Annotated in this window: 21 protein-coding genes; 10 read left to right on the forward strand and 11 right to left on the reverse strand. The window is 71.1% G+C overall.

The window, feature by feature from the left end; all coding sequences use genetic code 11:
* Positions 1-16 precede the first annotated feature (16 nt).
* On the reverse strand, positions 17-826 hold the full coding sequence (locus V5E28_RS29130; protein ID WP_336211443.1) for an LLM class F420-dependent oxidoreductase: 810 nt from the start codon (positions 824-826) through the stop codon (positions 17-19).
* A gap of 92 nt (positions 827-918) precedes the next feature.
* On the opposite strand from V5E28_RS29130, the gene V5E28_RS29135 reads away from it, so the two are divergent.
* The 4 genes from V5E28_RS29135 (at position 919) to V5E28_RS29150 (ending at position 4,342) form a co-directional block, all read left to right on the forward strand.
* Complete coding sequence (locus tag V5E28_RS29135) at positions 919-2,166, forward strand: LLM class flavin-dependent oxidoreductase (RefSeq protein ID WP_336211446.1); 1,248 nt, start codon at positions 919-921, stop codon at positions 2,164-2,166.
* The gene (locus V5E28_RS29140; protein ID WP_336211449.1) at positions 2,163-3,035 is read left to right on the forward strand and encodes a TIGR03619 family F420-dependent LLM class oxidoreductase; all 873 of its coding nucleotides are present in this window, start codon (positions 2,163-2,165) and stop codon (positions 3,033-3,035) included. Before V5E28_RS29135 ends, V5E28_RS29140 begins: the two co-directional genes overlap by 4 nt.
* Positions 3,036-3,158: 123 nt before the next feature.
* Entirely contained in the window at positions 3,159-3,968 is an 810-nt protein-coding gene (locus tag V5E28_RS29145) for a HipA family kinase (RefSeq protein ID WP_336211451.1), read from the forward strand.
* Positions 3,965-4,342, forward strand: coding sequence for a DUF3037 domain-containing protein (locus V5E28_RS29150; RefSeq protein ID WP_336211454.1), 378 nt, complete (start codon positions 3,965-3,967; stop codon positions 4,340-4,342). Before V5E28_RS29145 ends, V5E28_RS29150 begins: the two co-directional genes overlap by 4 nt.
* A gap of 34 nt (positions 4,343-4,376) precedes the next feature.
* Here the strand turns inward: V5E28_RS29150 and V5E28_RS29155 are convergent, their stop codons facing one another.
* The 4 genes from V5E28_RS29155 to V5E28_RS29170 all read right to left on the reverse strand — a co-directional run bounded on the left by V5E28_RS29155 (position 4,377) and on the right by V5E28_RS29170 (position 8,307).
* Positions 4,377-4,640, reverse strand: coding sequence for a hypothetical protein (locus V5E28_RS29155; protein WP_336211456.1), 264 nt, complete (start codon positions 4,638-4,640; stop codon positions 4,377-4,379).
* Between the two features lie 38 nt (positions 4,641-4,678).
* A complete protein-coding gene (locus V5E28_RS29160; protein ID WP_336211535.1) occupies positions 4,679-5,521 on the reverse strand; it encodes a GNAT family N-acetyltransferase in 843 nt (280 codons plus the stop codon).
* Positions 5,522-5,557: 36 nt separating this feature from the next.
* Positions 5,558-7,150: an alpha/beta hydrolase gene (locus tag V5E28_RS29165; protein ID WP_336211459.1), complete on the reverse strand. Its 1,593-nt coding sequence runs from the start codon at positions 7,148-7,150 to the stop codon at positions 5,558-5,560.
* Positions 7,151-7,695: 545 nt separating this feature from the next.
* On the reverse strand, positions 7,696-8,307 hold the full coding sequence (locus V5E28_RS29170) for a hemerythrin domain-containing protein (RefSeq protein ID WP_336211462.1): 612 nt from the start codon (positions 8,305-8,307) through the stop codon (positions 7,696-7,698).
* A 122-nt stretch (positions 8,308-8,429) separates the two neighbouring features.
* Between V5E28_RS29170 and V5E28_RS29175 the strand changes: the two genes are divergently transcribed.
* A complete protein-coding gene (locus tag V5E28_RS29175) occupies positions 8,430-9,263 on the forward strand; it encodes a MarR family winged helix-turn-helix transcriptional regulator (RefSeq protein ID WP_336211465.1) in 834 nt (277 codons plus the stop codon).
* A gap of 45 nt (positions 9,264-9,308) precedes the next feature.
* Here V5E28_RS29175 and ispG read toward each other — a convergent pair whose 3' ends face one another.
* Both ispG and dxr read right to left on the reverse strand, forming a co-directional pair.
* Complete coding sequence (gene ispG, locus V5E28_RS29180; RefSeq protein WP_336211468.1) at positions 9,309-10,478, reverse strand: flavodoxin-dependent (E)-4-hydroxy-3-methylbut-2-enyl-diphosphate synthase; 1,170 nt, start codon at positions 10,476-10,478, stop codon at positions 9,309-9,311.
* A gap of 40 nt (positions 10,479-10,518) precedes the next feature.
* Positions 10,519-11,709 carry a 1-deoxy-D-xylulose-5-phosphate reductoisomerase gene (dxr, locus tag V5E28_RS29185; protein ID WP_336211470.1) on the reverse strand — a complete coding sequence of 397 codons (1,191 nt, stop codon included), beginning with the start codon at positions 11,707-11,709 and terminating at the stop codon, positions 10,519-10,521.
* A 186-nt stretch (positions 11,710-11,895) separates the two neighbouring features.
* Between dxr and V5E28_RS29190 the strand changes: the two genes are divergently transcribed.
* Both V5E28_RS29190 and V5E28_RS29195 read left to right on the forward strand, forming a co-directional pair.
* Complete coding sequence (locus tag V5E28_RS29190) at positions 11,896-12,882, forward strand: trypsin-like serine peptidase (protein WP_336211473.1); 987 nt, start codon at positions 11,896-11,898, stop codon at positions 12,880-12,882.
* Between the two features lie 55 nt (positions 12,883-12,937).
* Positions 12,938-14,098, forward strand: a complete 1,161-nt coding sequence (locus V5E28_RS29195; protein WP_336211475.1) for a trypsin-like serine peptidase — start codon at positions 12,938-12,940, stop codon at positions 14,096-14,098.
* Between the two features lie 2 nt (positions 14,099-14,100).
* Here the strand turns inward: V5E28_RS29195 and V5E28_RS29200 are convergent, their stop codons facing one another.
* Positions 14,101-16,680 (reverse strand): NACHT domain-containing protein, encoded by a 2,580-nt coding sequence (locus V5E28_RS29200; RefSeq protein WP_442945880.1) that lies wholly within the window; start codon positions 16,678-16,680, stop codon positions 14,101-14,103.
* 24 nt (positions 16,681-16,704) lie between these two features.
* Positions 16,705-18,132: an aldehyde dehydrogenase family protein gene (locus V5E28_RS29205; RefSeq protein ID WP_336211479.1), complete on the reverse strand. Its 1,428-nt coding sequence runs from the start codon at positions 18,130-18,132 to the stop codon at positions 16,705-16,707.
* A 231-nt stretch (positions 18,133-18,363) separates the two neighbouring features.
* Here V5E28_RS29205 and V5E28_RS29210 point away from each other — a divergent pair, with 231 nt between their 5' ends.
* Positions 18,364-18,990: a TetR/AcrR family transcriptional regulator gene (locus V5E28_RS29210; protein ID WP_336211481.1), complete on the forward strand. Its 627-nt coding sequence runs from the start codon at positions 18,364-18,366 to the stop codon at positions 18,988-18,990.
* Positions 18,991-19,017: 27 nt separating this feature from the next.
* On the opposite strand, the gene V5E28_RS29215 is transcribed toward V5E28_RS29210, so the two are convergent.
* Positions 19,018-20,709: a PucR family transcriptional regulator gene (locus tag V5E28_RS29215; protein WP_336211484.1), complete on the reverse strand. Its 1,692-nt coding sequence runs from the start codon at positions 20,707-20,709 to the stop codon at positions 19,018-19,020.
* Positions 20,710-20,800: 91 nt separating this feature from the next.
* Between V5E28_RS29215 and gabT the strand changes: the two genes are divergently transcribed.
* Both gabT and V5E28_RS29225 read left to right on the forward strand, forming a co-directional pair.
* A complete protein-coding gene (gene gabT / locus V5E28_RS29220) occupies positions 20,801-22,129 on the forward strand; it encodes a 4-aminobutyrate--2-oxoglutarate transaminase (protein WP_336211486.1) in 1,329 nt (442 codons plus the stop codon).
* A 232-nt stretch (positions 22,130-22,361) separates the two neighbouring features.
* Positions 22,362-22,538, forward strand: coding sequence for a hypothetical protein (locus V5E28_RS29225; protein WP_336211488.1), 177 nt, complete (start codon positions 22,362-22,364; stop codon positions 22,536-22,538).
* Positions 22,539-22,673: 135 nt separating this feature from the next.
* Here the strand turns inward: V5E28_RS29225 and V5E28_RS29230 are convergent, their stop codons facing one another.
* On the reverse strand, positions 22,674-23,789 hold the full coding sequence (locus V5E28_RS29230; protein ID WP_336211492.1) for an extracellular solute-binding protein: 1,116 nt from the start codon (positions 23,787-23,789) through the stop codon (positions 22,674-22,676).
* Positions 23,790-23,800: the final 11 nt, after the last annotated feature.

Below are 23,800 nucleotides of genomic sequence, written 5' to 3' on the forward strand. Positions count from 1 at the left end.
TCCATTATGGCAGCCCTTACATGAATCGGGCGTACTCGTCGAGCTGCCGCAGCACCGAGCCCGCCGGGCCGCTGGTCACGCCGAGCACCGTCTCCTCGATGCCGAGTTCGGCGTAGTAGCCGAGCTTCGCGTGGGTCGGCAGCGTGCCGAACGGCATGACGCGGGCCATCGGCCGCCCGGCCTTCTCGCACGCCTCGCGCAGGGCCGGCAGTGCCTCCTTGATCCCCCTGCCGCCGATCGGCATCCAGCCCTCGGCGTACTCGGCGACATGCGCGAACAGCTTGGGACCCGCCGCGCCACCCACGTAGACGGGCGGACCGGAGATCGGCTTGGGCCACGACCAGGACGGTTCGAAACCGTCGAAGGCGGCCACCTCGTCCCGCCACAGGGCCCGCATCGCCAGCACGTTCCGCCGCGCCACCTCGCGGCGCTGCCGGTACGGCACGCCGTGGTTCTCGATCTCCTCCACGTTCCAGCCGAACCCGACGCCGGCCACCACCCGCCCGCCCGACAGGTGGTCCAGGGTGGCGATGGCCTTGGCGGTGACGATCGGCTCTCGCTGCGCGGCGAGCAGGATGCCGGTGCCGAGCCGCAGTCTCTCGGTCACGGCCGCGGCGAAGGACAGGGCGACCAGCGGGTCGTGGGTGCGCTTGTACTCCTCGGCCAGTTCGGCGTCCCCGTTGGCCGGGGGCGTACGACGGGAGACGGGGATGTGGGTGTGCTCGGGCAGGAAGAGCGAGGAGAAGCCGCGCTCCTCCGCCGCCCTGGCAAGCTCGTGGACCGGCATGGACTGATCGGTGGCGAACATCGTGAGACCAAGCCGCATGGAGCCCTCCTAAGTCAACCAAGCGATTGCTCGGCAAAGATTTCTAGAGTAGCTTGCCGACAGAGATACGCCCCGCGGAAAGAGGTCTCCCGGTGAAGTTTTCCATCTTCCTGAATCCGCAGATTCCCGGCTCCGGTTATGCGGCCGAGGAGAACGCCAAGGCCAAGCGGCCTATCGGGCGAGACACGGAGTCGTATCAGAAGCTGCTGCACGAGGTGCGGGAGATCGCCGTGCACGCGGACCAGATCGGGTTCGACGCCCTCATGATGACCGAGCACCATTTCCATTCCGAGGGCATGGAGTTCTCGGTCAACCCGTTGATGTTCCTCACCGATCTGGCGGCCAGGACCGAGCGGATCCTGCTCGCGCCGCTGGGCATGGTGCTCCCGGCCTGGGATCCGATCAGGGCGGCGGAGGACGTGGCGCTGCTCGACCAGTTCTGCAAGGGGCGGCTGCGGCTCGGCGTGGCCCGCGGCTACCAGAACCGCTGGATGAACGTCCTGGGCCAGCGCTGGCACGCGGCGGCGGCCAGGTCCGACGGCTCGGCGTCGGACACGCGCAACTTCGACGTGTTCGGCGAAGTCCTGAAGATCATGAAGATGGCGTGGACCCAGGAGACCCTCCGCTACAAGTCCGACGTGCTGGACTACGAGGTGCCCTATCCCTACGACGGCATCGAGGGCTGGCCGGCCGTCGAGTGGACCAGGACGTTCGGCGCGCCGGACGAGATCTCCGACGACGGCAAGGTGCAGGCGGTCTCCGTCTGCCCCAGGCCGTACCAGAACCCCCACCCCGAGCTGTGGCAGCCCTTCACGATCTCCGACCGGTCGGTCATCAGGGCCGCGCAGGAGAACATCCTGCCGTGGCTGTTCACCCCCGACCCGGACGACCACGCCGCCAAGGCCAAGCTCTACCAGGAGGAGTCGGCCAAGCAGGGCCGCGACTACAAGCTGGGCGAGCACACCGGCATCCTCAAGATCGTCGGCATCGCGGAGACCACCGAAGAGGCGATCAACACCTACGGCCGCAACATCCCCAAGGACTTCGCCGCCTTCTTCGGCCCCTTCGGCTATCTGGAGGTGCTGCGCAAGAAGGAGGATGAGAAGCATCGGCCGATCTCGCCGGAGAAGGGCGACGCCAAGCGGATGAGGGAGGTCGAGATGGCGCTGTTCGGCACGCCGGACGACGTCAAGCGCGGCATCCAGCGCATGCTCGACCGGATGCCCGACCTGGAGTGGTTCGGCCTCTACATGCAGGGCCAGCAGGGCGTGCTCCCGCTCGACACGGTCAAGCGCAACCTCGAACTGTTCGCCACCAAGGTCATCCCGGAGTTCCAGTGAAATTCTGGCTAGGTGCCTCCTTCGTGCCGACCGGGCAGTTCGTCGAGCTCGCCCGGGTCGCCGAACGGTGCGGGTTCGACACGCTCACGCTGTCGGACCACCTGTTCTACGCCGACTTCGGCTCGCCGTACCCCTACTCCAAGACCGGCAGGCCGCGCTGGAACGCCGAGACGCACTGGCCGGACGTGTGGGTCACGATCGGCGCGATGGCGGCGGTGACCAGCACGCTGCGGTTCTCGCCGAACGTCTACATCGCCCCGGCCCGCGACCTGTTCACCGTGGCCAAGCAGGTGTCCACGGCCGCGGTCCTGTCGGCCGGCCGGGTGTCGTTCGGCGTGGGGGTCGGGTGGTGCGAGGAGGAGTTCGTCGCCACCGGGCAGGACTTCCACACGCGGGGACGCAGGCTGGACGCGATGCTCCCGGTGCTGCGCGAGCTGTGGGCCGGGCAGACGGTCACCCTCGACGGCCTGCCGGCCCTGTCCATCTCGCCCACACCGGAGGCACGGATCCCCGTCCTGGTCGGCGGGGACAGCGAGGCGGCGCTGAAGAGGGCGGCACGGGCGGGTGACGGCTGGATCGGCAACCGCATCTACACCGAGGAGCAGCTCGACGAGGTCCTCGCGTCGCTCAGGCGGCACCTGGACGAGCACGGCAGGACCGGACCGTTCGAGATCATCGCGCCGCTGGCGGTCATGCCCGACGCCGACACCTACCGCTACTTCGCAGGCAAGGGCGTCACCGGCACCCTGGCCGCCCCCTGGTGGCTGGCCACCCCGCAGGAGAAGGCCCAGTACGGCGAGGGCACCCTGGCCCTCAAGATCGCCACCATGGAGCGCTTCGCCGAGGAGGTCATCGCGAAGCTGCGCTGACCCGATCTACCGTTCCGGGTGCCTTCGCCGCGGCCGGGGCATCCCGCCATCAGCCGTTCGGCCGGTTCGCCGGCCCTCCGACGCCCCGGCAGAGCGTCCGCCGCGGCGCGGTAGCCTCGTGGCGTGCTGGAAGAGATCGCGGCGACACGTTACGTGACGCCGCTACGGGAGGGCGGGTCGCTGCCCGGCGTGGTCGAGGCGGAGGATCTCGGCACCTACGTGGTGAAGTTCCGGGAAGCGGGCCAGGGCAGGCGCGTCCTCGTCGCCGAGATCATCTCCGGGGAACTGGCCCGGCGCCTCGGCTTCAGGACACCCGAGCTCAAGATCATCGACCTCGATCCCCAGCTCGGCATCCGCGAGCCGGACGAGGAGGTGCAGGACCTGCTCAAGGCCAGCACCGGCCGCAACCTGGCCGTCGACTTCCTGCCCGGCGCACTCGGCTTCGAGCCGCTCGCCTGGGCGCCCGATCCGGCGTTCGCCGCGCGGCTCGTCTGGTTCGACGGCCTGATCCACAACATCGATCGGAGCTGGCGCAACCCCAACCTGCTGCTCTGGCATCGTGACATCTGGCTGATCGACCACGGGGCCGCGCTCTGGTTCCACCACAACTGGAGGACGGCCGACCCCCAGCGGCCGTTCGACGCGAGCGACCACGTGCTGGCGCCGTTCGCCGGCGACCTGCGGACGGCCGCCGGTGAGCTGCGCCCGCGGATCACCCGCGAGCTGCTCGAGACCGTGACCGCCCTGGTGCCGGACGAGTGGCTGGACGGCGAGCCCGGCTTCGACACGGCGGCAGCCGTACGGCGCGCCTACGTCGAGCACCTGCTCCAGCGCGCGCACGGCCAGGGAGAGTGGCTCACCCGTACGGCGCCGAAGGCGCACGGTGCGGGCCCGGGATCGGTCGGCGAATTCTGGCGCGGAGGCCGCACGTGAGCAGGGACGTCTACGAGTACGCGACCATCCGCGTGGTTCCCCGGGTGGAGCGCGGCGAGCTGATCAACGCGGGCGTGCTGCTCTACTGCCAGCCGCGCGCCTACCTCTGCGCCCGGGTCGAGCTCGACCCGGGCCGGCTGCGCGCCCTCGACCCCACCGCCGACGTCGACTGCGTCAAGGAGGCGCTCGGCGCCTACGAGCTGGCGTGCGGCCCGGAGGCGGGCCCGCTGGCCGGAGAGTCGCTGGGCGGCAGGTTCCGCTGGCTGACCGCGCCACGCAGCACGATCGTCCAGACCGGCCCTGTGCACGCCGGTCTCACCACCAACCCCGAGGCCGAGCTGTCGCGCCTGTTCGGCAAGCTCGTGCGCCTCTGAGCCGTCCCGGCGCGGCCGACGACGGCCTCGGTCATCAGCGGAACGCGCCGGCGTTGGCCCGCGCCCACTGCGCGAAGGTGCGCGGCGGGCGGCCGGCGACCTGCTCCACGGTGGGCAGCACCTGTGACTCGTCCAGCTTGCCTTCGGCGAAGAAGCCGAGGAAGGCCTCGGCGTACGCCGGTGGCATGGCGGCGTTCAGCTCGGCCGTGGCCTCGGCCTCGGACAGCCCCTCGAACCGCAGTGGCCGGCCGAGCGCCTCGCCGGTGCCCCGGTCACAAGGATCATTCCTGGATGTCATGTCCTGGTACGCAGGCGAAGGCGTTGAGGCGCTGACGCCTAGAAGAGCACGGACATGAACGTGTCGACCTCGCGGAAGCCGACCTTGCGGTAGACGGCCCGCGCCGAATGGTTGAAGTCGTTGACGTACAGCGTGACCACGGGAGCGAAGCAGGCCAGGGCGGCCTCCACGACCGCGGCCATGCCCGAGACCGCGTAGCCGCGCCCGCGCAGCTCGGGATGCACCCAGACGCCCTGGACCTGACAGGCGTGCGGGGTGACCGCGCCGATCTCCGCCTTGAACACCACCTGGCCGCCCTCGACGCGAGCGTAGGACCTGCCGATGCGGATGAGCTCGGCCACCCGGGTGCGGTAGAGGGCGCCGCCGTCGCCGAGGTTGGGTGAAACGCCGACCTCTTCGGTGAACATCGCCACGCAGGCCGGCAGCAGGGTGTCGAACTGGTCCGGCCGCACCCGCCGCACCAGAGGGTCGGCGGGCACGGGAGCCTGGCGGGCGGTGGCCATGACCGGCTGCGCCCAGCGGATCGCCCGGGCGGCGCCCCAGTGAGGCTCCAGCCGCTCCCACAGCAGCGAGACCGCGTCGACGGGGCCCACGATGGACGAGCATCGACGGCCCTGCTTGCGCGCGCGGTCGGCGAACGCGTGCACCGCCTCGGGGCCGGCGTTGACCGGCACCAGGTTGGCTCCGGCATAGCAGAGCCCGGCGAGAGCACCGCGCGGCCCGAAGCCCCACATCTGCCCGCCGAGCCGTGCCGGATTGAGCCCGACGCTCCGCACCCGAGAGGAGACGAAGACGTTCGCGACCGGGTCGGTGTCGAGCAGCCCGAGCACCTCGTCCCGGTCGCTGTCGTCGAGGACACGCGACGCCGATGTACGCAGCATCACATGGTCAGACTACGCGAAGGGCCATCGATTAGCTCATCTGGCGAGCACCTCGGTGAGCCTTTCGTGACCTAGCACCCCTCCTGACCCCATGTGCGCCGCCGGGCGGGGCTCCGGCTGCGCCTGGCAGCGCGTTCCCTGCGGCGGAACCGTGCCGTCGGTGAGGTACGTGAGCAGGTGACGGTCCACGCACCGGTTGCCGCCGAGCGCCACGCCGTGGTTGCCACCCGTCTCCTCGACCATGCGGGCGGTCGGGAAGTGCCTGAGCAGGTTCACCGCACCGGCGTAGGGGGTGGCGGCGTCACCGCGCGACTGGATGACGAGGATCGGCGGGAGCCGCCAGGTTCCCTGGACCTTCACCGGGGTGCCGCCGGCCACCGGCCAGAACGCGCACGGCGCGTTGTACCAGGCGTTGGGCCAGGTCAGGAACGGCGCCCGGCGGTGCATCCTGGTCATGTCCGTCCGCCATCTCGCCCAGTCGCGCGGCCAGGCGGCGTCGCGGCACTGGGTGGCGAGATAGACGGCGTAGCCGTTCTCGTCCTCCGCGTCGCTCGTGCCGTGCCTGTCGTAGGAGGCGATCAGGAGCTTCGGGTCGCCCCGCCGGACGTAGGCGGACCAGGCGGCGGCGAACTCCGGCCAGACCTTGTCGCTGTAGCCGGCCACGGTGAAGACGTCGTCGAGTTCGCTGGCGCCCACCAGCCCGCCCGCCGGGCGGTCATGCAGCCTGGCACGCATCGCATACCAGGCGAACCTGGCCTGTTTCGTCGTCTGGCCGAGGCCGTAGACGCTGTTGTGCCTGGCCGTCCAGGCGAGGAAGGCGCGGTGCCTGCGCTCGAAGGCGCGGTCCTGGGTCAGGTTGGCCTCGTACCAGACGTTGTCGGGGTCGACGGCGCTGTCCAGGACGAGACGCTTGACCCGCTCGGGGAAGAGCGTGGCGTACACCGACCCGATGTAGGTGCCGTAGGAGTAGCCCAGGTAGCTGATCTTCTCCTCGCCGAGTGCGGCGCGGATGGTGTCCAGGTCCCTGGCGACGTTCTCGGTGGTCATGTACGGCAGCAGCCACGACCAGAGGTTTCCGCACTGGTTGGCGTACTGGGCCGCCCTGCTGAGCAGCACGTTCTCGTCGCTGCGGGTGCGCGGGACCGCGTCCGGTCGCGGCGCCCGGTAGTAGACCTCGGGGTCCACGCACCGCAGCGCCGGCTGGCTGGCGCCGACGCCGCGCGGGTCGAATCCCACCACGTCGTAGCGCTCGGCGAGCTTGCCCGGCAGCGCGGCGGCGACGTACTGCGCCAGCGTGCGCCCGGAGGCGCCCGGACCTCCCGGATTGACCAGCAGCGTGCCGAGGTGGTTGCCGTCACGCGACACCTTGGCCTTGATCCGGTTGATCGCCACCTTGATCGAGTGGCCCCACGGCTCGCGGTGGTCGAGCGGCACCCGGACCGTGGCGCACTCCATGCTCGCGGCCACCGCCGTCTTGCTGTCCGTTGCCGGGCATGCCTGCCACATCACCCTCTCGCCGAGGCTCCGCTCCACGGCGGGAACCCGCCCCGTCTCGGCGGCCACCGCGATCGGCACCACCCCGACGACCAGCACAGCGACCCCGGCCACCAGCCCAACGACCCGTTTCACCCGGCTCCTCCCCCAACTCCCTAGGCGAGGAGATACTGCCGTACGTAGCGGCTCGATGACGGTGTGTATGGAGAAAATCTTGCCTTTCTCTGATCACCCCGTGGCGGGGGTGCGGAGCCCGTGCCGGTCGGCCCAGCCGGCGACAGCCGCCGCGATGGCCTCCGGCCGGTCCTCCGGAGCGTGATGGCCCGCAGTGCTCGATCTCCAGGCCGGCGATGTTGGCCGCGCACCAGGCGGCCATCTCCCGGCCCACCATCAGGGTCGGCGAGGAGTCGAAGGTCAGCAGGAGTTTGGGCACGTCGGCGCTGGCCGCGAGCCACGCGCCGTACTTCTCGATCCGACTGACGACGTCCGCGGGCTCGCCGCCGAGCGGCATCGCGCGCGGCCACTCCAGCAGTGGGCGCCGGCTGTCACGCGTCGGGTACGGCCTGCGGTACGGCTCCAGTTCCCGCTCGCTCAGGTCTCGGAGGACGGGCGCGCCGAAGGCCTGCTCCAGGAAGACGTTCTGGTCGAGCACGTCCATCTCGGGCATGGCGGCCTCCTTGTCAGGGGTAGAGGGTCAGGCGGTCGTAGGCGGGGCGCCACTCGTCGCGGTAGGCCTCGCGGATGGCGGCGGGCATGCGGCCGAGGATGGGCGCGGGGTCCCTGCCGTCGAGCACCCAGGGCAGATAGCGCGGCCCGTCGGCGCCGACGCGCTCGCGGTGGACCTCGCCGAACCGGCGCCACTGCTCCTCGGTCAGCGTGGCGTCGATCAGCGGGAGCCCTTCCGACTCCTCGTGGCGCAGGTGGCCGCCCAGTTTGGTGACGAGGGCGTCGACCAGGCCGCCGAGTCTCTCCAGGCCGTGCTCGCGGTCGGTCAGCGCGGCGTCCATGCTTTCGAGCAGCGGGTCGATGGCGGCGTGCTCGGACTCCATCGCGTCCAGCAGGAGCAGGTCGTCCCCGCTCAACTCACGCCGCATGACGGGCCAGATGGCGAGGTCCTCGGCGGTGTGGTGCACCAGCAGGAAGGTCTTGAACAGCTCCCAGCCGACGGCCGTCCGCAGCGCCTGCCGGGGGTCGTCGCCCGGTCTGGCCGCCACGCGGGCGATGCGCTCCAGCTCACGCCGGAGAGCGTCGTGCATCGCGAACATCATCGTCATGTCGAGCTTGTAGGTCATGTCGATCCTCTCCTAGAGACGTCAATGACCATAACCATCCCTGAGCAAAACCGTCAATCTGCCAACTAATTGGGCAGGTAACCATCACCGTCTTGGGTAAGCTGCGCGCCGGAGGTGGGACAGTGGCGGATCAGACGCTCCCGATGATGCTCCGGGAGTCCGTGGGAGGGCTGCTGCGCAGGGCGTACGCGCGCTTCACCGGCGAGGCGCTGGCCGACGACCCGCAGTCACGCGACTTCGTGGTGCTCGACACGCTCGCCGACCAGGATGCCGACTCCCAGTACGAGCTGGCCGAACGGCTCGGCATCAACAGGACCATCATGGTGCGCCTGGTCGACCGGCTCCAGGAGGCCGGTTACCTCACCCGCACCCGCAACCCCGGCAACCGGCGCTCCTACGTGCTGTCGATCACTGAGGAGGGCCGCGCGGCCAGGGACGCCATGCGGCAGGCGGTCGCCGAACGCGACGCCCGGGTCACCGCCGCCCTCACGCCGGCCGAACGGCAGCGGCTCAACGAGCTGCTGAGCCTCCTGCTGCCGGAGCCCGAGCCGCTCAAGGCCACCGCCTACCTGGTCGCCCAGGCCCACTACCGGCTGCGCCGCATGGGCGACGCGCTCCTGGCCGACCTGGGCCTGCGCACCAGGCACTTCGGCTCCCTGGGCGTGATCGCCGAGCTGGGGCCATGCCCTCAGCAGCAGTTCGCCCGCGGTCTCGGCATCACCGAGCCCGCCGCCGCCCAGATCGTCGACGAGCTGGTCAGATTCGGGCTGGTGGCCAGAGGTCAGGACCCCGGCGACCGCCGCCGTTACGCGCTGGAGCTCACGGACCTCGGCAGGCAGCGCCTCGTCGCCGTCCGAGAAGTCGCCGCGCGCCTGCGGGCCGAGGTCCTCGACATCCTCGGCGCCGACGCCGAGCGGGAGCTACGCGCCCTGCTCATCAAGCTGCTGGCCTCATGACGCGGCAAGAGCCCCGGCCGGCGATCCGCCGGCCGGGATGGTCGATCAGCTGACGGTCACCTGGGCGCCCGGGGCCGCGTCGTCATCCAGATCGACGTCGACGCCCATCTCCTCGGCCAGGCGCAGCGCCTCTTCGATCAGGGTCTCCACGATCTGCGACTCCGGCACGGTCTTGATGACCTCGCCCTTGACGAAGATCTGCCCCTTGCCGTTGCCCGAGGCCACGCCCAGGTCCGCCTCGCGGGCCTCGCCGGGACCGTTGACGACGCAACCCATGACCGCGACCCGCAGCGGCACCTTGAGTCCTTCGAGGCCGGCCTGAACCTGCTCCGCCAGGGTGTAGACGTCGACCTGGGCACGGCCGCAGGACGGGCAGGAGACGATCTCCAGGCCTCGCTCGCGCAGGCCGAGCGACTCCAGGATCGCGGCGCCGACCTTGACCTCCTCGACGGGAGGCGCCGACAGCGAGACCCGGATGGTGTCGCCGATGCCCTCGGCCAGCAGCGCGCCGAACGCCACCGCGGACTTGATCGTGCCCTGGAAGGCGGGGCCGGCCTCGGTGACGCCCAGGTGGAGCGGGTAGTCGCACCTGGCGGCCAGCAGCCGGTAGGCGTTGATCATCACGACCGGGTCGTTGTGCTTGACCGAGATCTTGATGTCACGGAAGCCGTGCTCCTCGAACAGCGAGCACTCCCACAGCGCGGACTCGACCAGCGCCTCGGGCGTGGCCTTGCCGTACTTCTGCAGCAGCCGCGGGTCGAGGGAGCCCGCGTTGACGCCGATCCTGATCGGCACCCCGTGGTCGGCCGCCGCCCTGGCGATCTCGCCCACCTTGTCGTCGAATTTCTTGATGTTTCCGGGATTGACGCGCACGGCCGCGCAGCCCGCCTCGATGGCGGCGAAGACATACTTCGGCTGGAAGTGGATGTCGGCGATCACCGGGATCTGCGACTTCCTGGCGATGATCGGCAGCGCCTCGGCGTCGTCCTGGGACGGCACCGCCACGCGCACGATCTGGCAGCCGGAGGCGGTCAGCTCGGCGATCTGCTGAAGGGTGGCGTTGACGTCGGCGGTGACCGTGGTGGTCATCGACTGCACGGAGACCGGCGCGTCGCCTCCCACGGGCACGTTGCCGACCATGATCCGGCGGGAGTGGCGGCGTTCGGCGAGCGGCTTGGTGCGGACCGTCGGGATGCCGAGTGCTACAGAAGACATTTCAACCCTTGAGTTCGACGACGTTGTCCAGTCTAGGGAGCTAGCGGGACTGCCCCGCTGTGAGTTCGGACGCACGGGCTCGGGCCCAGGCGTCGGCGGCGAGCACCTCCTCCACCGATCCGGCGGCGGTGACCTGATGCTCTTCGACGACCTTGGCCACCGTGTCGACGATCGACAGGAACGGCAGCCCGCCCCGGATGAACGCCTCCAGGCACGCCTCGTTGGCCGCGTTGTAGACGGCGGGGGCGGTGCCGCCTTCGGTGCCGACGTGCCTGGCCAGGGCGACCGCCGGAAAGGCCGTGTCGTCGAGCGGCTCGAAGGTCCAGGTGTGGGCCCTGGTCCAGTCGACGGGCCTGGCCGCTCCGGCGACCCGGTCCGGATGGCCGAGCGCCAGCGCGATGGGCAGCCGCATGTCGGGCGGGCTGGCCTGGGCGATGGTCGAGCCGTCGACGTACTCGACCATGGAGTGGATGATCGACTGCGGGTGGACCACGACCTCGATCCGGTCGAAGCCGATGTCGAAGAGCAGGTGCGCCTCGATCACCTCCAGTCCCTTGTTGACCAGGGTCGCGGAGTTGATGGTGATCATCGGGCCCATCGACCAGGTGGGGTGGGCCAGCGCCATCTCGGGGGTGACGTCGGCCAGCTCCTCGCGCTTTCTGCCCCTGAACGGCCCGCCGCTGGCGGTGACGACGAGCTGCCTGACGACGTCCGGGTCGTAGCCCTGCGGCCCCGACGCCCACAGGCACTGCTGCAGCGCCGAGTGCTCGGAGTCGACGGGCAGGATCTGGCCCGGCTTGGCCAGCCGCTTGACCAGAGGGCCACCGATGATCAGCGACTCCTTGTTGGCCAGCGCGAGCGTGCGGCCCGCCTCCAGCGCGACCAGCGTGGAGGTGAGGCCGAGCGCGCCGGTGATGCCGTTGAGCACGGTGTCGCACGGCCAGGCGGGCACCTCAGCGACCCCTTCGGGGCCCGCGAGCACCGTGGGCCCGGCGCCGTGCGCGGCCAGCGCCTCCTTCAGGGCGGGCACGGCGCCGGGGTCGGCCACCGCGACCACCTCGGCGCCGGTGGCCGCCGCCTGCCTGGCGAGCAGCTCGACCTTGCCGCCGCCGGCCGCGAGCCCCGCGACCTTGAACCTGGCGGGATCGGCGGCGATGACGTCGAGGGCCTGGGTGCCGACCGAGCCGGTGGAGCCGAGCACGGCGACGGAGCGGAGGGTCTGTTCATGCACCTGTCCATTGTCGCCGCTGGCGAGGGTGTCCGGGCACCGGGTGGCGGCTTGGGCAACCTCTGTGACCCCAGGTAATCCAGCGCACTTATGCCGGAATATCGCCATAGCCGAATGCGCAGATTATGAGAAATCGGGATATTGGCGCAGTTACCTTCCAATCTCCGATCCGGTCCCGGGAGGTACGTAATGCGACGCAGAGTTGCCCTGCTCTCCATCCTCACCCTCACCGCCGGGGGCATGCTGCTCCCGTCCTCGCCGGCCCTGGCGCAGCAGGAGCCCAAACCCGCCCAGCGGGCGGCCGCCGACTCCGCCGGCGAGCGCAACGCCGTCCTGAGGTTCTGGACCTCCCAGAAGATGGAGGCGGCGCAGCCGCTGGACGTGCCCACGTCCAAGAGCGGGGTCAGGCTGACGGCGAGCTCCGCCGGGCCGAGCGCGGGCACCGCGTGGAGCACGGCACCCACCGCGGCGCAGCGGCGGCTGGCTCCCAACAGCGGCGGCTCCCCGTGGACCGGCGGCGGCGCGGTCGTCAAGACCACCGGCCGGGTGTTCTTCACCACCCAGGGACGCAACGCCTCCTGCTCGGGCAGCGCCGTGACCAGCGCGAACAAGAGCGTCGTGCTCACCGCCGGGCACTGCGTGAAGCTCGGCGGCGCCTTCCACACCAACTGGGTCTTCGTGCCCGGCTACGACGCCGGCGCCCGGCCCTTCGGCACCTGGGTGGCCACCCGGCTGCTGACCACGCCGCAGTGGAACTCGCGCGAGGACATCAACTTCGACGTCGCCGCCGCCGTGGTGGCGCCCCTGGAGGGCCAGGCGCTGACCGACGTGGTGGGCGGCCAGGGGGTGGCCTTCAACCAGGCCCGGCGCCAGCAGATGTACGCCTTCGGCTACCCGGCCGCCGCGCCGTACGACGGGTCGCGGCTCATCTACTGCAGCGGCCGCGCGTTCGACGACTTCCTGCTGTCCCGGAGCCTCGGCCTGACCTGTAACATGACCGGGGGTTCGAGCGGCGGTCCGTGGATGCTGAATTTCAACGAGGCGACCGGCCTGGGGACGCAGAACTCGGTCAACAGCTTCAAATACAATTTCGCCCCGAATTGGATGTTCGGCCCATATTTCGGGACAGATGCCCAAGCGGTCTATCAAGCCGCACAGAGCGCCAACGCACTCTGAGCATTTTACCGAAAGTAGTCACAAGAACACATCTCGTAGTGCACACTCGGGGCTCATGACCCTGAGCACCCCCCTGCTCGCGGCCGCACCGCTCGTCGCGGGTCTGCTGGGCCCCGCTCTGATCGGTGCGACCCCCGAGCAGCACCTCGGCCGCGCGCCCGTGGCCTCCGCGAGCCCCGCGGCCGGCCACACGGCGGCAGGCGGCGACGTCGTCGAGCACGTGGCCGCGCGCGGCCCCGCCGACCAGCGGCGCGTGCTCGACTACTGGACCACCCAGCGGATGGCCGACGCCCTGCCGATCGGCCTGCTGGACGTCGTGACCAAGGGCGACGGCCTGCTGGGCGGGCTGACCGGCGAGACCGGGCTGGGCGCCGCCCCGGACCTGTCCAACGGGAGGCTCGTCGCCACCCCGGACCTGTCCAGCGGCACCCTCTCCAGCGTCCCGCTCCCGGCCGGTCCCAGGGAGCGTACGGCCGGCGGCGCGAAGCAGGCCGACAAGCCGCGGCACCAGTCGGCCAGGCCGCTGACCACCACGTCAGGCTCCCGCTGGGCGATCGGCGGCGCGGTGTCCAGGACCACCGGCAGGGTCTTCCTGACCATGTCCGGAGTCGACTTCGTCTGCTCGGCGAGCACGGTGCGCAGCGCGAACCGGGACGTGGTCGTCACCGCCGGCCACTGCGTCAAGGACGGCACCGGCGGATGGGCCGAGAACTGGACCTTCGTTCCCGGCTACGGCACAGGCAGCCCCAGGCCGTACGGACAGTGGACCGCCCGCCGCATGTTCGTGGCCGGCCCCTGGTCGCGCACGGCCGATGACAGCTACGACGTGGGCATGGTGGCGCTGTCCACCTCGGGCGGCAGGCACGTCGCCGACGTGGTGGGCACGCAGCAGATCGCCTTCAACGGCACGCGCGGCGGTCACGCCTTCGGCTTCGGCTATCCGGCCGACCCGCCCTACGACGGCGAGCATCTGGTCTACTGCTCGGGCCGGCTGCGCGACGACCCCTACGGGGACACCCGCGACCAGGGCCTCGGCTGCGACATGACGGCCGGCTCGAGCGGCGGCCCGTGGATGTCGACCTTCGACGCCGCCACCGGCAAGGGCACGATCACCTCGCTGAGCAGCTTCAAGTACAGCAACGACCAGCGCACCATGTACGGTCCCTACCTCGGCGACTCCGCCAAGAAGCTCTACCTCACGGCGGAGCGGGCCTGACGTCAGCGCGGGCGGTGCGGCTGGCGCTGCGTACGCAGGTCGTCCATGTACAGGGCGAGCAGGGAGCCCTCGTCCGCCAGGGTGGAGAACATGATCTGCCGGCGGAGCTGGGCGATCGAGAGCAGCTTGTCCACACCGGCCCACGACCAGCTGAACGGCCCAGGCTCCCACAGTTCGTGCAGCGACAGCTTCAGATGCAGCTCGCGCACGTCGTCCTGGGACCACACCGGGCGCACCGCCACCAGGTCCACCAGGCTCTGCCACTCGGCCAGCGCGCACTGCGAGCGCCAGAGCAGGGCGTAGCTGCGCCACTCCGTGACCACGTCCTCGTGCCCGGGCATGAACTCGCTGGCCCGCAGCTCGGGGGCGCACGCCAGGGCGAGCACCATGAGGTTGGCCGAGTAGTAGGCGTATCTGCGGTGCGGCCCGGCGATCCACGGCCTGTAGGCGGCGATGGAGGAGTCCTCGCGCGCGTCCAGCTCCCTGAAGAGCCGTAACACCACCGCCCGCCACCGGTCGGAGTCCTGCACCAGCTCCTGCAGGAACGACACCACGGGCAGCCGCGAGGAGATCGTGGCCCAGGACAGCAGCGTGCGCAGCAGCCCGTCGTGCACGCCGGTGAGCACCAGGCTCGACTCCTGCGCCACCAGCTCGCGCATCAGCGAGGCGAGGAGCCTGGCGATCAGGAACTCGCCGAAGGTGGCGTGCAGGAACTCGTAGGTGTGCAGCACCTCGTCGTCCCGGACCGCCTGCGCCCGGTGCACGAAGAAGGACCCGCCCAGCGCCTCGTGCCCGGCGCTGAGCGGCGTGGCGAGCCCCGGCGTCCGGCGCTGCTCGGGCAGCAGCACCTCCAGGTCGGCGTCGACCTCCTGGGTGGTGGCCCACTGCCGTCCCCGGTTGAACATCGACGAGGCCACGAACGACAGTCGCAGCAGCTCGCGCTCCACGAGCCGCGCGACCTGCTCCTGCGGATGTCTCCTCGCCAGCGCGCGCTCGGCGAACCTGGTCATCAGCCGCTCGTACAGCTCCGCCTGCCCGAGCGTGCGCGCCTCGCGGCGCAGCGCGTTGCCGTCGGCGTCGTAGAAGGCGAGCATGAGCAGCAGCAGCGGCTGCCCGGCCAGGTGCCGCTGGGCCAGCGCCACGTCGATCGTGAAGGGCTCCAGCCCGGCCGCCGCGAAGTAGTCGGAGTTCACCGCGTTCCACACCTCCAGCCACATCCGCATGGCGGTGGTGCCGAACGGCTCCAGCCGGGCGACCACGGTGCCCTCGGGCAGCCCGGCCCTGTTGGCGACGGCGGTGCGCGAGGTGACGATGACGGCGACCGCCCGGCCTGCGTCGGCCTCCCGGTGCTGGAAGCGGGCGACCTTCATCAGATAGTCCGACTGGCGCACCCCGGTCGCCTGCAGCAGCTCGTCGAACCCGTCGAGGATGATGACGGGCAGCGTGCCGCCGGCCGACCTGGCGATCGCGGGCCAGTCCTGGCGCTCGCCGCTCAGGTGGTAGACGGCCTGCTCGATCTGCTCCTGGATGCCCGCGGTCGCCGACACCTCGCGCAGCGGCACCCGTATCGGCAGGAAGGGGGCGTCGCGCAGGCGGGCGGCGAGGACCTTGCTCAGCACCGACTTGCCCGACCCCGGCTGGCCGAGCACGATGAGCGGCACCTCGCTGGCAGCCGACGCCGTCAGGAAGCCTGACAGGAAGACGGGCAGGTCGGAGCGGAGTTCCTGGCGCTCCCACCACTCCTCGGCGCTCGGGTCGTCGCCGGGGGCGATCTCCGCCGCCCTGAACTGCGGGGTCACGTACGCCTGCGCCAGCGTCGGGAGCCGCATGCCGATCGGCAGGTCCCCCGTCTCGGCGATGGGCCGCACCAGCGCCGCCTGGTGGAGCCGGTCCAGGGTCGCCAGCCGTTCGGGCAGCTTCTCGCCGGCGGCCACGAGGGAGATGAGCCGTTCGAGGTCGGCCATGCCGGCCAGGCTCGGCTCGTGCTCGGCGATCCCCGCCCAGAAGGCGAACTCCGGCACGTCCCTGGCGACGTTGCGGTAGCGGTCGATGTAGCGGCGCACGGCCAGGTCCACCAGCTCGTCCCACTGTGGCGAGTGGTCGTCGAGCCCTTCCCACAGGTCCAGGTCTCTGCAGAAGGTCAGCAGCTGCCGGCCGAGCGCGATGTAGTAGCCGCGGATGGCGGCGACGGCCTGCGCGAACGGCCGGTGCGGCGCCGGGCAGAGCGGCGCCGCCAGCTCCCAGGTGTGCTGGACGTCGCCCTTCTGCGCCTCCCACGCGCTCTGCGCGAAGGGCAGGTCCAGCGTGCCGAGCGCCTCGAAGTAGGCGGTTACCACGAGGACCGCGTGCGCGGCCTCGAACCGGTCCGTACGGGCCCGCCAGGTGGTCCCCGGACGCCAGTCCCGCCAGCGGTCGAGCAGCTCGATGCCGAGCTCGACCAGCTCGCGCCTTGCCTCCACCACCCCGCCGATGGGCAGCAGTGCGACACTCCCGGCGCTGAGCAGAGGGTCAAGCACCCTGCCGGCCAGGTCGGCGCCTCCAAGGGAGCGCACAGCATCGACGTATCGGTACTTCTCCCCCATAGACGTTCATCGTCGCATTTTTGCTCAGAGGGAAATACCCGTCAGAACCATCACCTTCTCGTAAGTCAGATCCTCCATGGCCGAGTGCAGCCCCTCGCGCCCGATGCCGGAGTCCTTGACCCCGCCATAGGGCATCTGGTCGGCCCGGTAGGAGGGGACGTCGCCGATGATCACACCGCCGACCTCCAACTCCCGGTTGGCCCGGAAGGCCGCGTCCAGCGAGCGCGTGAACACGCCGGCCTGCAGGCCGTACCGGGAGTCGTTGACCTTGGCGTAGGCGTCGTCGATCGAGGCGGCGCTCTGCAGCACCATGACCGGCCCGAAGACCTCCTCGCGGCAGACCTTCGCGTCGGCCGGGGCGCCGGCGAGGACCGTGGGCGCGAACGTGGCGCCGTCGCGGGTGCCGCCGGCCAGCACGCGGGCGCCCGCGTCCACGGCCTCGCGCACCCACTGCTCCACCCGCTCCGCGGCGGCCTCCGAGACCAGCGGGCCGACCTGGGTCTTCTCGTCGGCCGGATCGCCGGTGACCAGGCTGCCGACGGCCGGGAGCAGGCGCTCCACGAACGCGTCGTAGACCGGCTGCTCCACGATCACGCGTTGCACGGCGATGCAGCTCTGACCGGCCTGGTAGTTGGAGAACAGCGCGATGCGCTGGGCCGCCCAGTCCAGGTCGGCGTCGGCGAGCACGACCGCCGCCGCGTTGCCGCCCAGTTCCAGCGTGACGTGCTTGCGCGGGACCTGGTCGGCGATGGCGTAGCCGACCGGGGCAGAGCCGGTGAACGACACCACGGGCAGCCGCGGGTCCTCGACCAGCGCCGCGGCCCGGTCATTGGGGACCGGCAGCACCGAGAACATCCCGGCGGGCAGATCCGTCTCGGCGAGGATCTCGCCGAGCACCAGCGACGACAGCGGCGTGGCGGGGGCCGGCTTGACGATGACCGGAGCGCCGACCGCGATGGCCGGGGCGACCTTGTGCGCCACCAGGTTGAGCGGGAAGTTGAACGGGGTGATCGCCAGCACCGGCCCGTAGGGCACGCGGGAGACATAGGCCAGCCGGCCGGCGGCGGCGGGCTCGGTGTCGAGCCGCTGCACGCCACCCGACCAGCGGCGGGCCTCCTCGGCGGCGAAGCGGAAGGTGGCGACGGCCCGGCCGACCTCGCCGCGCGCCCAGAAGATCGGCTTGCCGTTCTCGGCCGTGATCAGGTGGGCGATCTCGTCGGCCCGCTCCGCCAGCCTGCGCGAGACGTGGGCCAGCGCCTCCGCCCGCACGTGCACGGGGAGCGCGGCCGCCTGCGCCGCCACTCCCTGGGCCGCGGCGATGGCCTCCTCCACCTGCGCGCCGGTCGGCACCGAATGCCTGCCGACCTCGCGACCGTCGTGGGGATTGGTCACGGTGAGCTCGTCGTCCCCGGTGGCGGGGCTCCCTGCGAGCCAGAAGGTACGCACGTCCATACCCACGACGTTATGCCAAGCGGAAGGAGGGGGACTTACACCAGGGTGCACAAGACGCCCCTGGCGCCCCACCGTTAAGTACAAGCCCGGTTGTATACCCACTATGTAACAGAAGTAGACCTAATTCGGGATGTTTACGATGCGGAGCGGTTTGAACGATCTCCGGCATGGCTAAGTCACCGATGCGGGTCCCTCAGCGCGGCGGGCCCCCGAGCAGAAAGGCGTGGGCCCATGACCTCCTCGGCGCCGCTTGGGCTTCAAGGCGCCTACCTGTTGGGCGAACGGGCCGGCCATGACGAGCTTCGTTCCAGGCTGCTGGACGTCGCGGTGAACCTGCTGATCACCGATGGTCCCGACAGCCTGACCATGCGCAGGATCGCAACCGAGGCCGGATGCACCACGACCGTCATCTACACGATGTTCGGCAACAGGGAAGGCCTCGCCGAGGCTCTCTACCTGGAGGGATTCGAGCGCTTCCGCCGCTACCTCGAAGCGGTCCTGCAGCGCAGGGATCCCCTCGACCACCTCAGGGCGCTCGGCCCCGCCTATCGCCAGGCGTGCCTGGCCGAGCCCGGCTACTACAGCCTGATGTTCGAACGGGCGATCCCCGGTTTCGAACCCAGCGAGCGGGCCAGGACCCTGGCCCGGGCGGCGCTCAACATCTTCGACCGGGTGATCGCCGACTGCATCTCCGCCGGGCACCTCATCCCCACGCAGCCCCGCAAGATCGCGGACGCGCTGTGGGCGGCGGCCCAGGGCGCCATCAGCCTGGAGCGGGCCGGGCACCTGCGTGACGGCCGCACCTACGAGGCGGTCACGACGGCGACGATCTGCTGCTACCTCGTCGAGAAGAACTGACCGCCGAGGCACCCATGGCCCGGCCGGTCAGCCTCCGGCCGCCTCCAGGGCGAACCACAGCTCGGCCCGCACCCCCGGGTCGTCGAGGTCGCGGCCGAGCAGCTCCGCCACGCGCCGCATCCGGTATCGCAGGGTGTGCCGGTGGACGCCGAGCCGCTGCGCGGCGGCGTCCCAGTGGCCGTTGCTCTCCAGGTACGCCCGCAGCGACGTGATCAGATCGGCCCGGGACCCGTAGGCGACGAGCGGCGCCAGCACCGCGGCGGAGAACGCCCGCGCCGCGCCCGGATCGAGCAGGGCGACCAGCCCCTGTCCCGCCAGCTCGGCGAAGCGCACCACCCCGCCCCGGCTCCCGTGGTGGGCCCGGCGGGCCTGGTCGAGTCCGGCGCGCAACTCCCGGTAGGTGCCCGGCGCGCTCATGCCGACAGGCCCGCCGGCCAGCCGCGCCACCTCCTCGGCCGCGTTCTCGGCCACCAGCGCCAGCACCTCCGCCCCCGGGCCGGACCGGGCGGTGAAGGCGACCGCCTCCACGGCGTCCAGCGCCTCCTCGCCCGCGGCCAGCACGACCAGCGGCTCGGCCGGCAGCCGCGCGCCGAGCGGCCCGAGGACCGCCCGCGCCTCCTCCTCCGCACCGGGCGCGCCTGACAGCAACAGACGCAGTACGGCGTCGCGAAGGAGCCGCTCGCTCTCCATCTGGGCGCCACCCTGCTCCAGAGCCAGCGTGAGCAGCGAGCCGGCGGTGTTGACCACGGTGTGGGTCACAGGCGTGAACGCCCGCGGCGCCCCGACGGCGAAGAAGCCGCGCGGCCGAGGCCCACCGCCGAGAGGTTGCACCACGATGTGCTCCCCCGGCCCGGCCAGCGCCAGGCTGGCAGGCAACCGTCCGCCCACCGGGCCTGCGGACAGCCGCCCGCCGCCCAGCCGACCGGCTCGGCCGCCGTCCCCGGCCCCGCCACCGCCCGCCTCGATACCTCGGGCCCGAGATCTGTGCGTTCCCGCACCGTGCGTGCCCGCGGCTCCTCCCCCACCCGGCGCCCCCTCACCGCCCGGCTCCCCGGAGAGCGCCGTGTCCCCGGGAGTCCCGCCTTCCGAGAGCTCGGCCCCGCGGCGAGAGCCGGCGGACTCGCCGCCCTCCTCACCGGGGGCCCTGCCGCGCAGCCGGGCGATCTCGGCCGAGACCGCTTCGGTCCTGGCGCCGCGGGTGGCGTGCCGTACCTCGCCCGACTCGTCCAGCAGGACGGCCCAGCCGCCGATCTCCCTGGCCAGCCGGTCGATGACGGCGTGCGTCCCGTCGGGACGCAGTGCGGCGCGCGTCAGATGGCCCTGGGCGGCGAAGGCGCGGACGATCTCGTCGTACTGCTCGGCTGCCAGCAGCTCGCTGACCACCTTGCTGATCGCGATGAACGGCGTCTCGCGCGGCACTTCCAGCAGTGGCAGCCCGGAGGCGGCCGCCGCCTCGACGAGTGCGGGCGGCACCTCGTCGTGGGACGGGCCGACGCCGAAGCCGAGCCCGGCCACCCCACGGGCCACCAGCCGAGCGACATATACCGAAAAATCAGGCTCCGGCCGCATTCCGGTGGTGAGCAGCAGCTCGCCACCCTCCAAAAACGGCGTCGGATCCGCCAGCTCGCTGACCGCCACCCAGCGCACGGCCGAGTCCAGCGCGCCGGCCAGCGGCCGCAGCCCGGTCCGGCGCACCACGGTTCGCAGCGAAGGCGCCATCGCGAGTTGTCCATTCCGGCAAAGGTGAGCACCTTCAGTGTGACATATCGACACATCGGAGCAGGAGGAAGCCCGGCGTACCGTCGGACATATGAGCATTCCCCAGGAGCGGCGCCTCGTCACCGCGATCCCCGGCCCGAAGTCACAGGAACTGCTGGCCCGCAAGCAGGCGGCCGTCCCACCCGGCATCGGCGTCACGCTGCCGGTCTTCGTGACCCGCGCCGGCGGCGGCGTGGTGGAGGACGCCGACGGGAACTCGCTGATCGACTTCGGCTCGGGCATCGCCGTGACGAACGTCGGCAACGCCGCGCCGAAGGTCGTGGAGCGGGTCCAGCGCCAGGTCGCCGACTTCACCCACACCTGTTTCATGGTCACCCCGTACGAGTCCTACGTCGAGGTGTGCGAGAAGCTCAACGAGCTGACCCCCGGGGACCACGGCAAGCGCACGTTCCTGGTCAACAGCGGCGCCGAGGCCGTGGAGAACGCCGTCAAGATCGCCAGGCATGCCACGGGCCGCCAGGCGGTGGTCGTGTTCGACCATGGCTATCACGGCCGCACCCTGCTCACGATGACGCTCACGGCCAAGAACATGCCCTACAAGCAGGGCTTCGGCCCGTTCGCGCCCGAGGTCTACCGCGTGCCGCTGGCCTACCCGTTCCGGTGGCCGACGGGCCCCGAGAACTGCGCCGAGGAGGCCACCGCCCAGGCCATCGACATGATCACCAAGCAGATCGGCGCCGAGAACGTGGCCGCCGTGGTGATCGAGCCGATCTCCGGCGAGGGCGGCTTCATCGAGCCCGCCAAGGGCTTCCTGCCGCGGATCGCCGAGTTCTGCCGGTCGAACGGGATCGTGTTCGTGGCCGACGAGGTGCAGACGGGCTTCGCCCGCACCGGTGACCTGTTCGCGTGCGAGGACGAGGGCGTGGTGCCCGACATCATCTGCACGGCCAAGGGCATCGCGGGCGGGCTGCCCCTGGCGGCGGTGACCGGGCGCGCGGAGCTGATGGACCGGGTGCACGCGGGCGGCCTCGGCGGCACCTACGGCGGCAATCCCCTGGCCTGCGAGGCGGCGCTCGGCGTGCTGGAGACCATCGCCGAGGACGACCTGGTCGCCAGGGCGCGCCGCATCGGCGACATCATGCTGCCCAGGCTCCACGCGATGCGGGAGCGTTTCGACGTGATCGGCGACGTGCGGGGACGCGGCGCGATGATCGCCATCGAGCTGGTCGTGCCCGGCACCAAGGAGCCGAACCCGACGGCCGTGCAGGAGATCGTCAAGCGCTGCCACGCGGAGGGACTCCTGGTGCTCACGGCGGGCACGTACGGCAACGTGCTGCGCTTCCTGCCGCCGCTGGTGATCGGCGAGGACCTTCTGGAGGAGGGTCTCGGCATCCTGGAGAAGGCGATCTCCAGCCTGTAGAAAATCCTGCCAAATCGGGCATCCAGCTTGTCGCTGGATGCCCGATTTGTTGGTGTAAGACGCGCTGTCCGGGTAGAGAAATCACTCGGGCTTGACGCGCAACTAGACGATCACGGATGCGAGCGGGGTTATAACGGATCCGGTATGAGGACGGACGACCGCTGCGGGGAGCGTGATGAACTGGGGTCCGATCAGAACGGCAAGGGACATGTTGACGTTCGACCCTGAGGGCATGAGCGCCGCGCAGCGCGAGGGCGACGCCTGCGTCGTCTGCCAGAAGAGGTGGCCGCGGCCTCGCGTCCGCGTGGGGCGCTTTCCCAACGACATGGCGGCCCTTGCCTGCGCCGACTGCGCCGAGGCCCTGGTCCCGGCGCCCCTGGCCACCGTGGTGGCCTTCCCCTCCCGCTGAGAGTCCGTACGAGCGAGCCGGGAAAGCGAGACGCCCCGGGACGGGGGGAAGGCCCGAGGCGTTTCAGCAGGTCGCACCCAGCGGGGGATGGGCGCGCCCGCGGCACGGTCACGTGGGGATCAGAAGCCCCCCACTTCACTTCGTAAGCTCGCGCCACCTTTCGGTCCAGGCGGCGTAATCAGTGCATTCCCCCTCTGGAGGCCGGCAATCCCCGGGAGGCCGCACGGCGAAGGCGATGCGGTCCAATCGGTATGACTTGGTCGCACCGTACGCCTCGCACACGCTGGTCGCCCTGCCTTTGCACGCTTTGGTATTGGCCGGAGCCAGCCCGAGCCAGGCGGCGGCGTCGCGCTGGGTGTCGGCCTCGGTCATCCGGTTGAGCCAGCGGTAGGCGCAGTCGGTGTCGGTGACGTTCGCGCCGAGCATCCACGAGTCCACCCAGCCGGTGGTCTTGCGTGCCGCGACGGCCTTGACCGGGATCTTCGCCTTCTGCAGCAGCATGCGGAAGTAGGGGGTGGCCTGGGCGTAGTCGACCGATCCGGTGGCGAAGCCCTTGACCAGGTCGAGGGGGTTGGTCCAGTAGGTGCGGTCCTGGCGCCCGGCCAGCCGCCGCGCCGCCTCGTCGAGCTGGGAGGCGGTCAGCTCGAACGGCCGGTCCACCGCGTCGTCGGCGAGCGCTGCGTCGGCGAGGGTCAGCGGGCTGTCCTTGAGCATGACGCGGTCCGCCGCGAGCACCTTCGCCACGTCGCCGCCGTCGAGCTCGCGAGAGTCGTACAGGAACTCGTGGGAGCCCCACAGGAACGGCACCCCGTAGACGGTGCCGGAGTCGGTCATCAGGTCGCGCAGGCGCTCGGCGAGGTCGTCGTAGCCCTCGATCTTGGCCGTGTCGACGGGCTGCACCTGCTTGGCCTCGATCATGGCACCCGCGAGGGCGGGGCCGGCCGAGATGACGTCGTAGGGCCGCTCGGCGAGCTTGTCTTCCATCTCCTTGGGAGTCTGCACGGTGTCGAGCCGGGCGACACGGCAGCCGGTCTCCCTCTCGAAGGGGCCGGCCCAGTTGGCCCGCGGGCTGGTGCCGCCGTACTCGGCGTAGCCGCGGTAGGTGAGGATCTGCAGCGTGCCGTCGCTCTGCGTCGGGCTGGCGCTGGGAGTGCCCGTGGGGCTGGGGCTGGGTGACGGACCCGCCGCGCCCGTCGTGACGGCCATGGCCAGGGCGGCGAGCGCCACGGCGGGTATGCGACGGCGATCCACGCCCCCGAGCC

This window comes from Nonomuraea sp. LPB2021202275-12-8, assembly GCF_037044575.1.
In the GTDB taxonomy this organism is placed as follows: Bacteria; Actinomycetota; Actinomycetes; order Streptosporangiales; family Streptosporangiaceae; genus Nonomuraea.

Excerpts from the sequence above, each read along its gene's own strand:
- V5E28_RS29130 (WP_336211443.1), bottom strand. The coding sequence starts at position 826 with ATGCGGCTTGGTCTCACGATGTTCGCCACCGATCAGTCCATGCCGGTC.
- V5E28_RS29155 (WP_336211456.1), bottom strand. The coding sequence starts at position 4,640 with ATGACATCCAGGAATGATCCTTGTGACCGGGGCACCGGCGAGGCGCTC.
- V5E28_RS29160 (WP_336211535.1), bottom strand. The coding sequence starts at position 5,521 with ATGCTGCGTACATCGGCGTCGCGTGTCCTCGACGACAGCGACCGGGAC.
- V5E28_RS29170 (WP_336211462.1), bottom strand. The coding sequence starts at position 8,307 with ATGACCTACAAGCTCGACATGACGATGATGTTCGCGATGCACGACGCT.
- ispG (WP_336211468.1), bottom strand. The coding sequence starts at position 10,478 with ATGTCTTCTGTAGCACTCGGCATCCCGACGGTCCGCACCAAGCCGCTC.
- V5E28_RS29190 (WP_336211473.1), top strand. The coding sequence starts at position 11,896 with ATGCGACGCAGAGTTGCCCTGCTCTCCATCCTCACCCTCACCGCCGGG.
- V5E28_RS29195 (WP_336211475.1), top strand. The coding sequence starts at position 12,938 with ATGACCCTGAGCACCCCCCTGCTCGCGGCCGCACCGCTCGTCGCGGGT.
- V5E28_RS29200 (WP_442945880.1), bottom strand. The coding sequence starts at position 16,680 with ATGGGGGAGAAGTACCGATACGTCGATGCTGTGCGCTCCCTTGGAGGC.
- V5E28_RS29205 (WP_336211479.1), bottom strand. The coding sequence starts at position 18,132 with ATGGACGTGCGTACCTTCTGGCTCGCAGGGAGCCCCGCCACCGGGGAC.
- V5E28_RS29210 (WP_336211481.1), top strand. The coding sequence starts at position 18,364 with ATGACCTCCTCGGCGCCGCTTGGGCTTCAAGGCGCCTACCTGTTGGGC.
- V5E28_RS29215 (WP_336211484.1), bottom strand. The coding sequence starts at position 20,709 with ATGGCGCCTTCGCTGCGAACCGTGGTGCGCCGGACCGGGCTGCGGCCG.
- gabT (WP_336211486.1), top strand. The coding sequence starts at position 20,801 with ATGAGCATTCCCCAGGAGCGGCGCCTCGTCACCGCGATCCCCGGCCCG.
- V5E28_RS29225 (WP_336211488.1), top strand. The coding sequence starts at position 22,362 with ATGAGCGCCGCGCAGCGCGAGGGCGACGCCTGCGTCGTCTGCCAGAAG.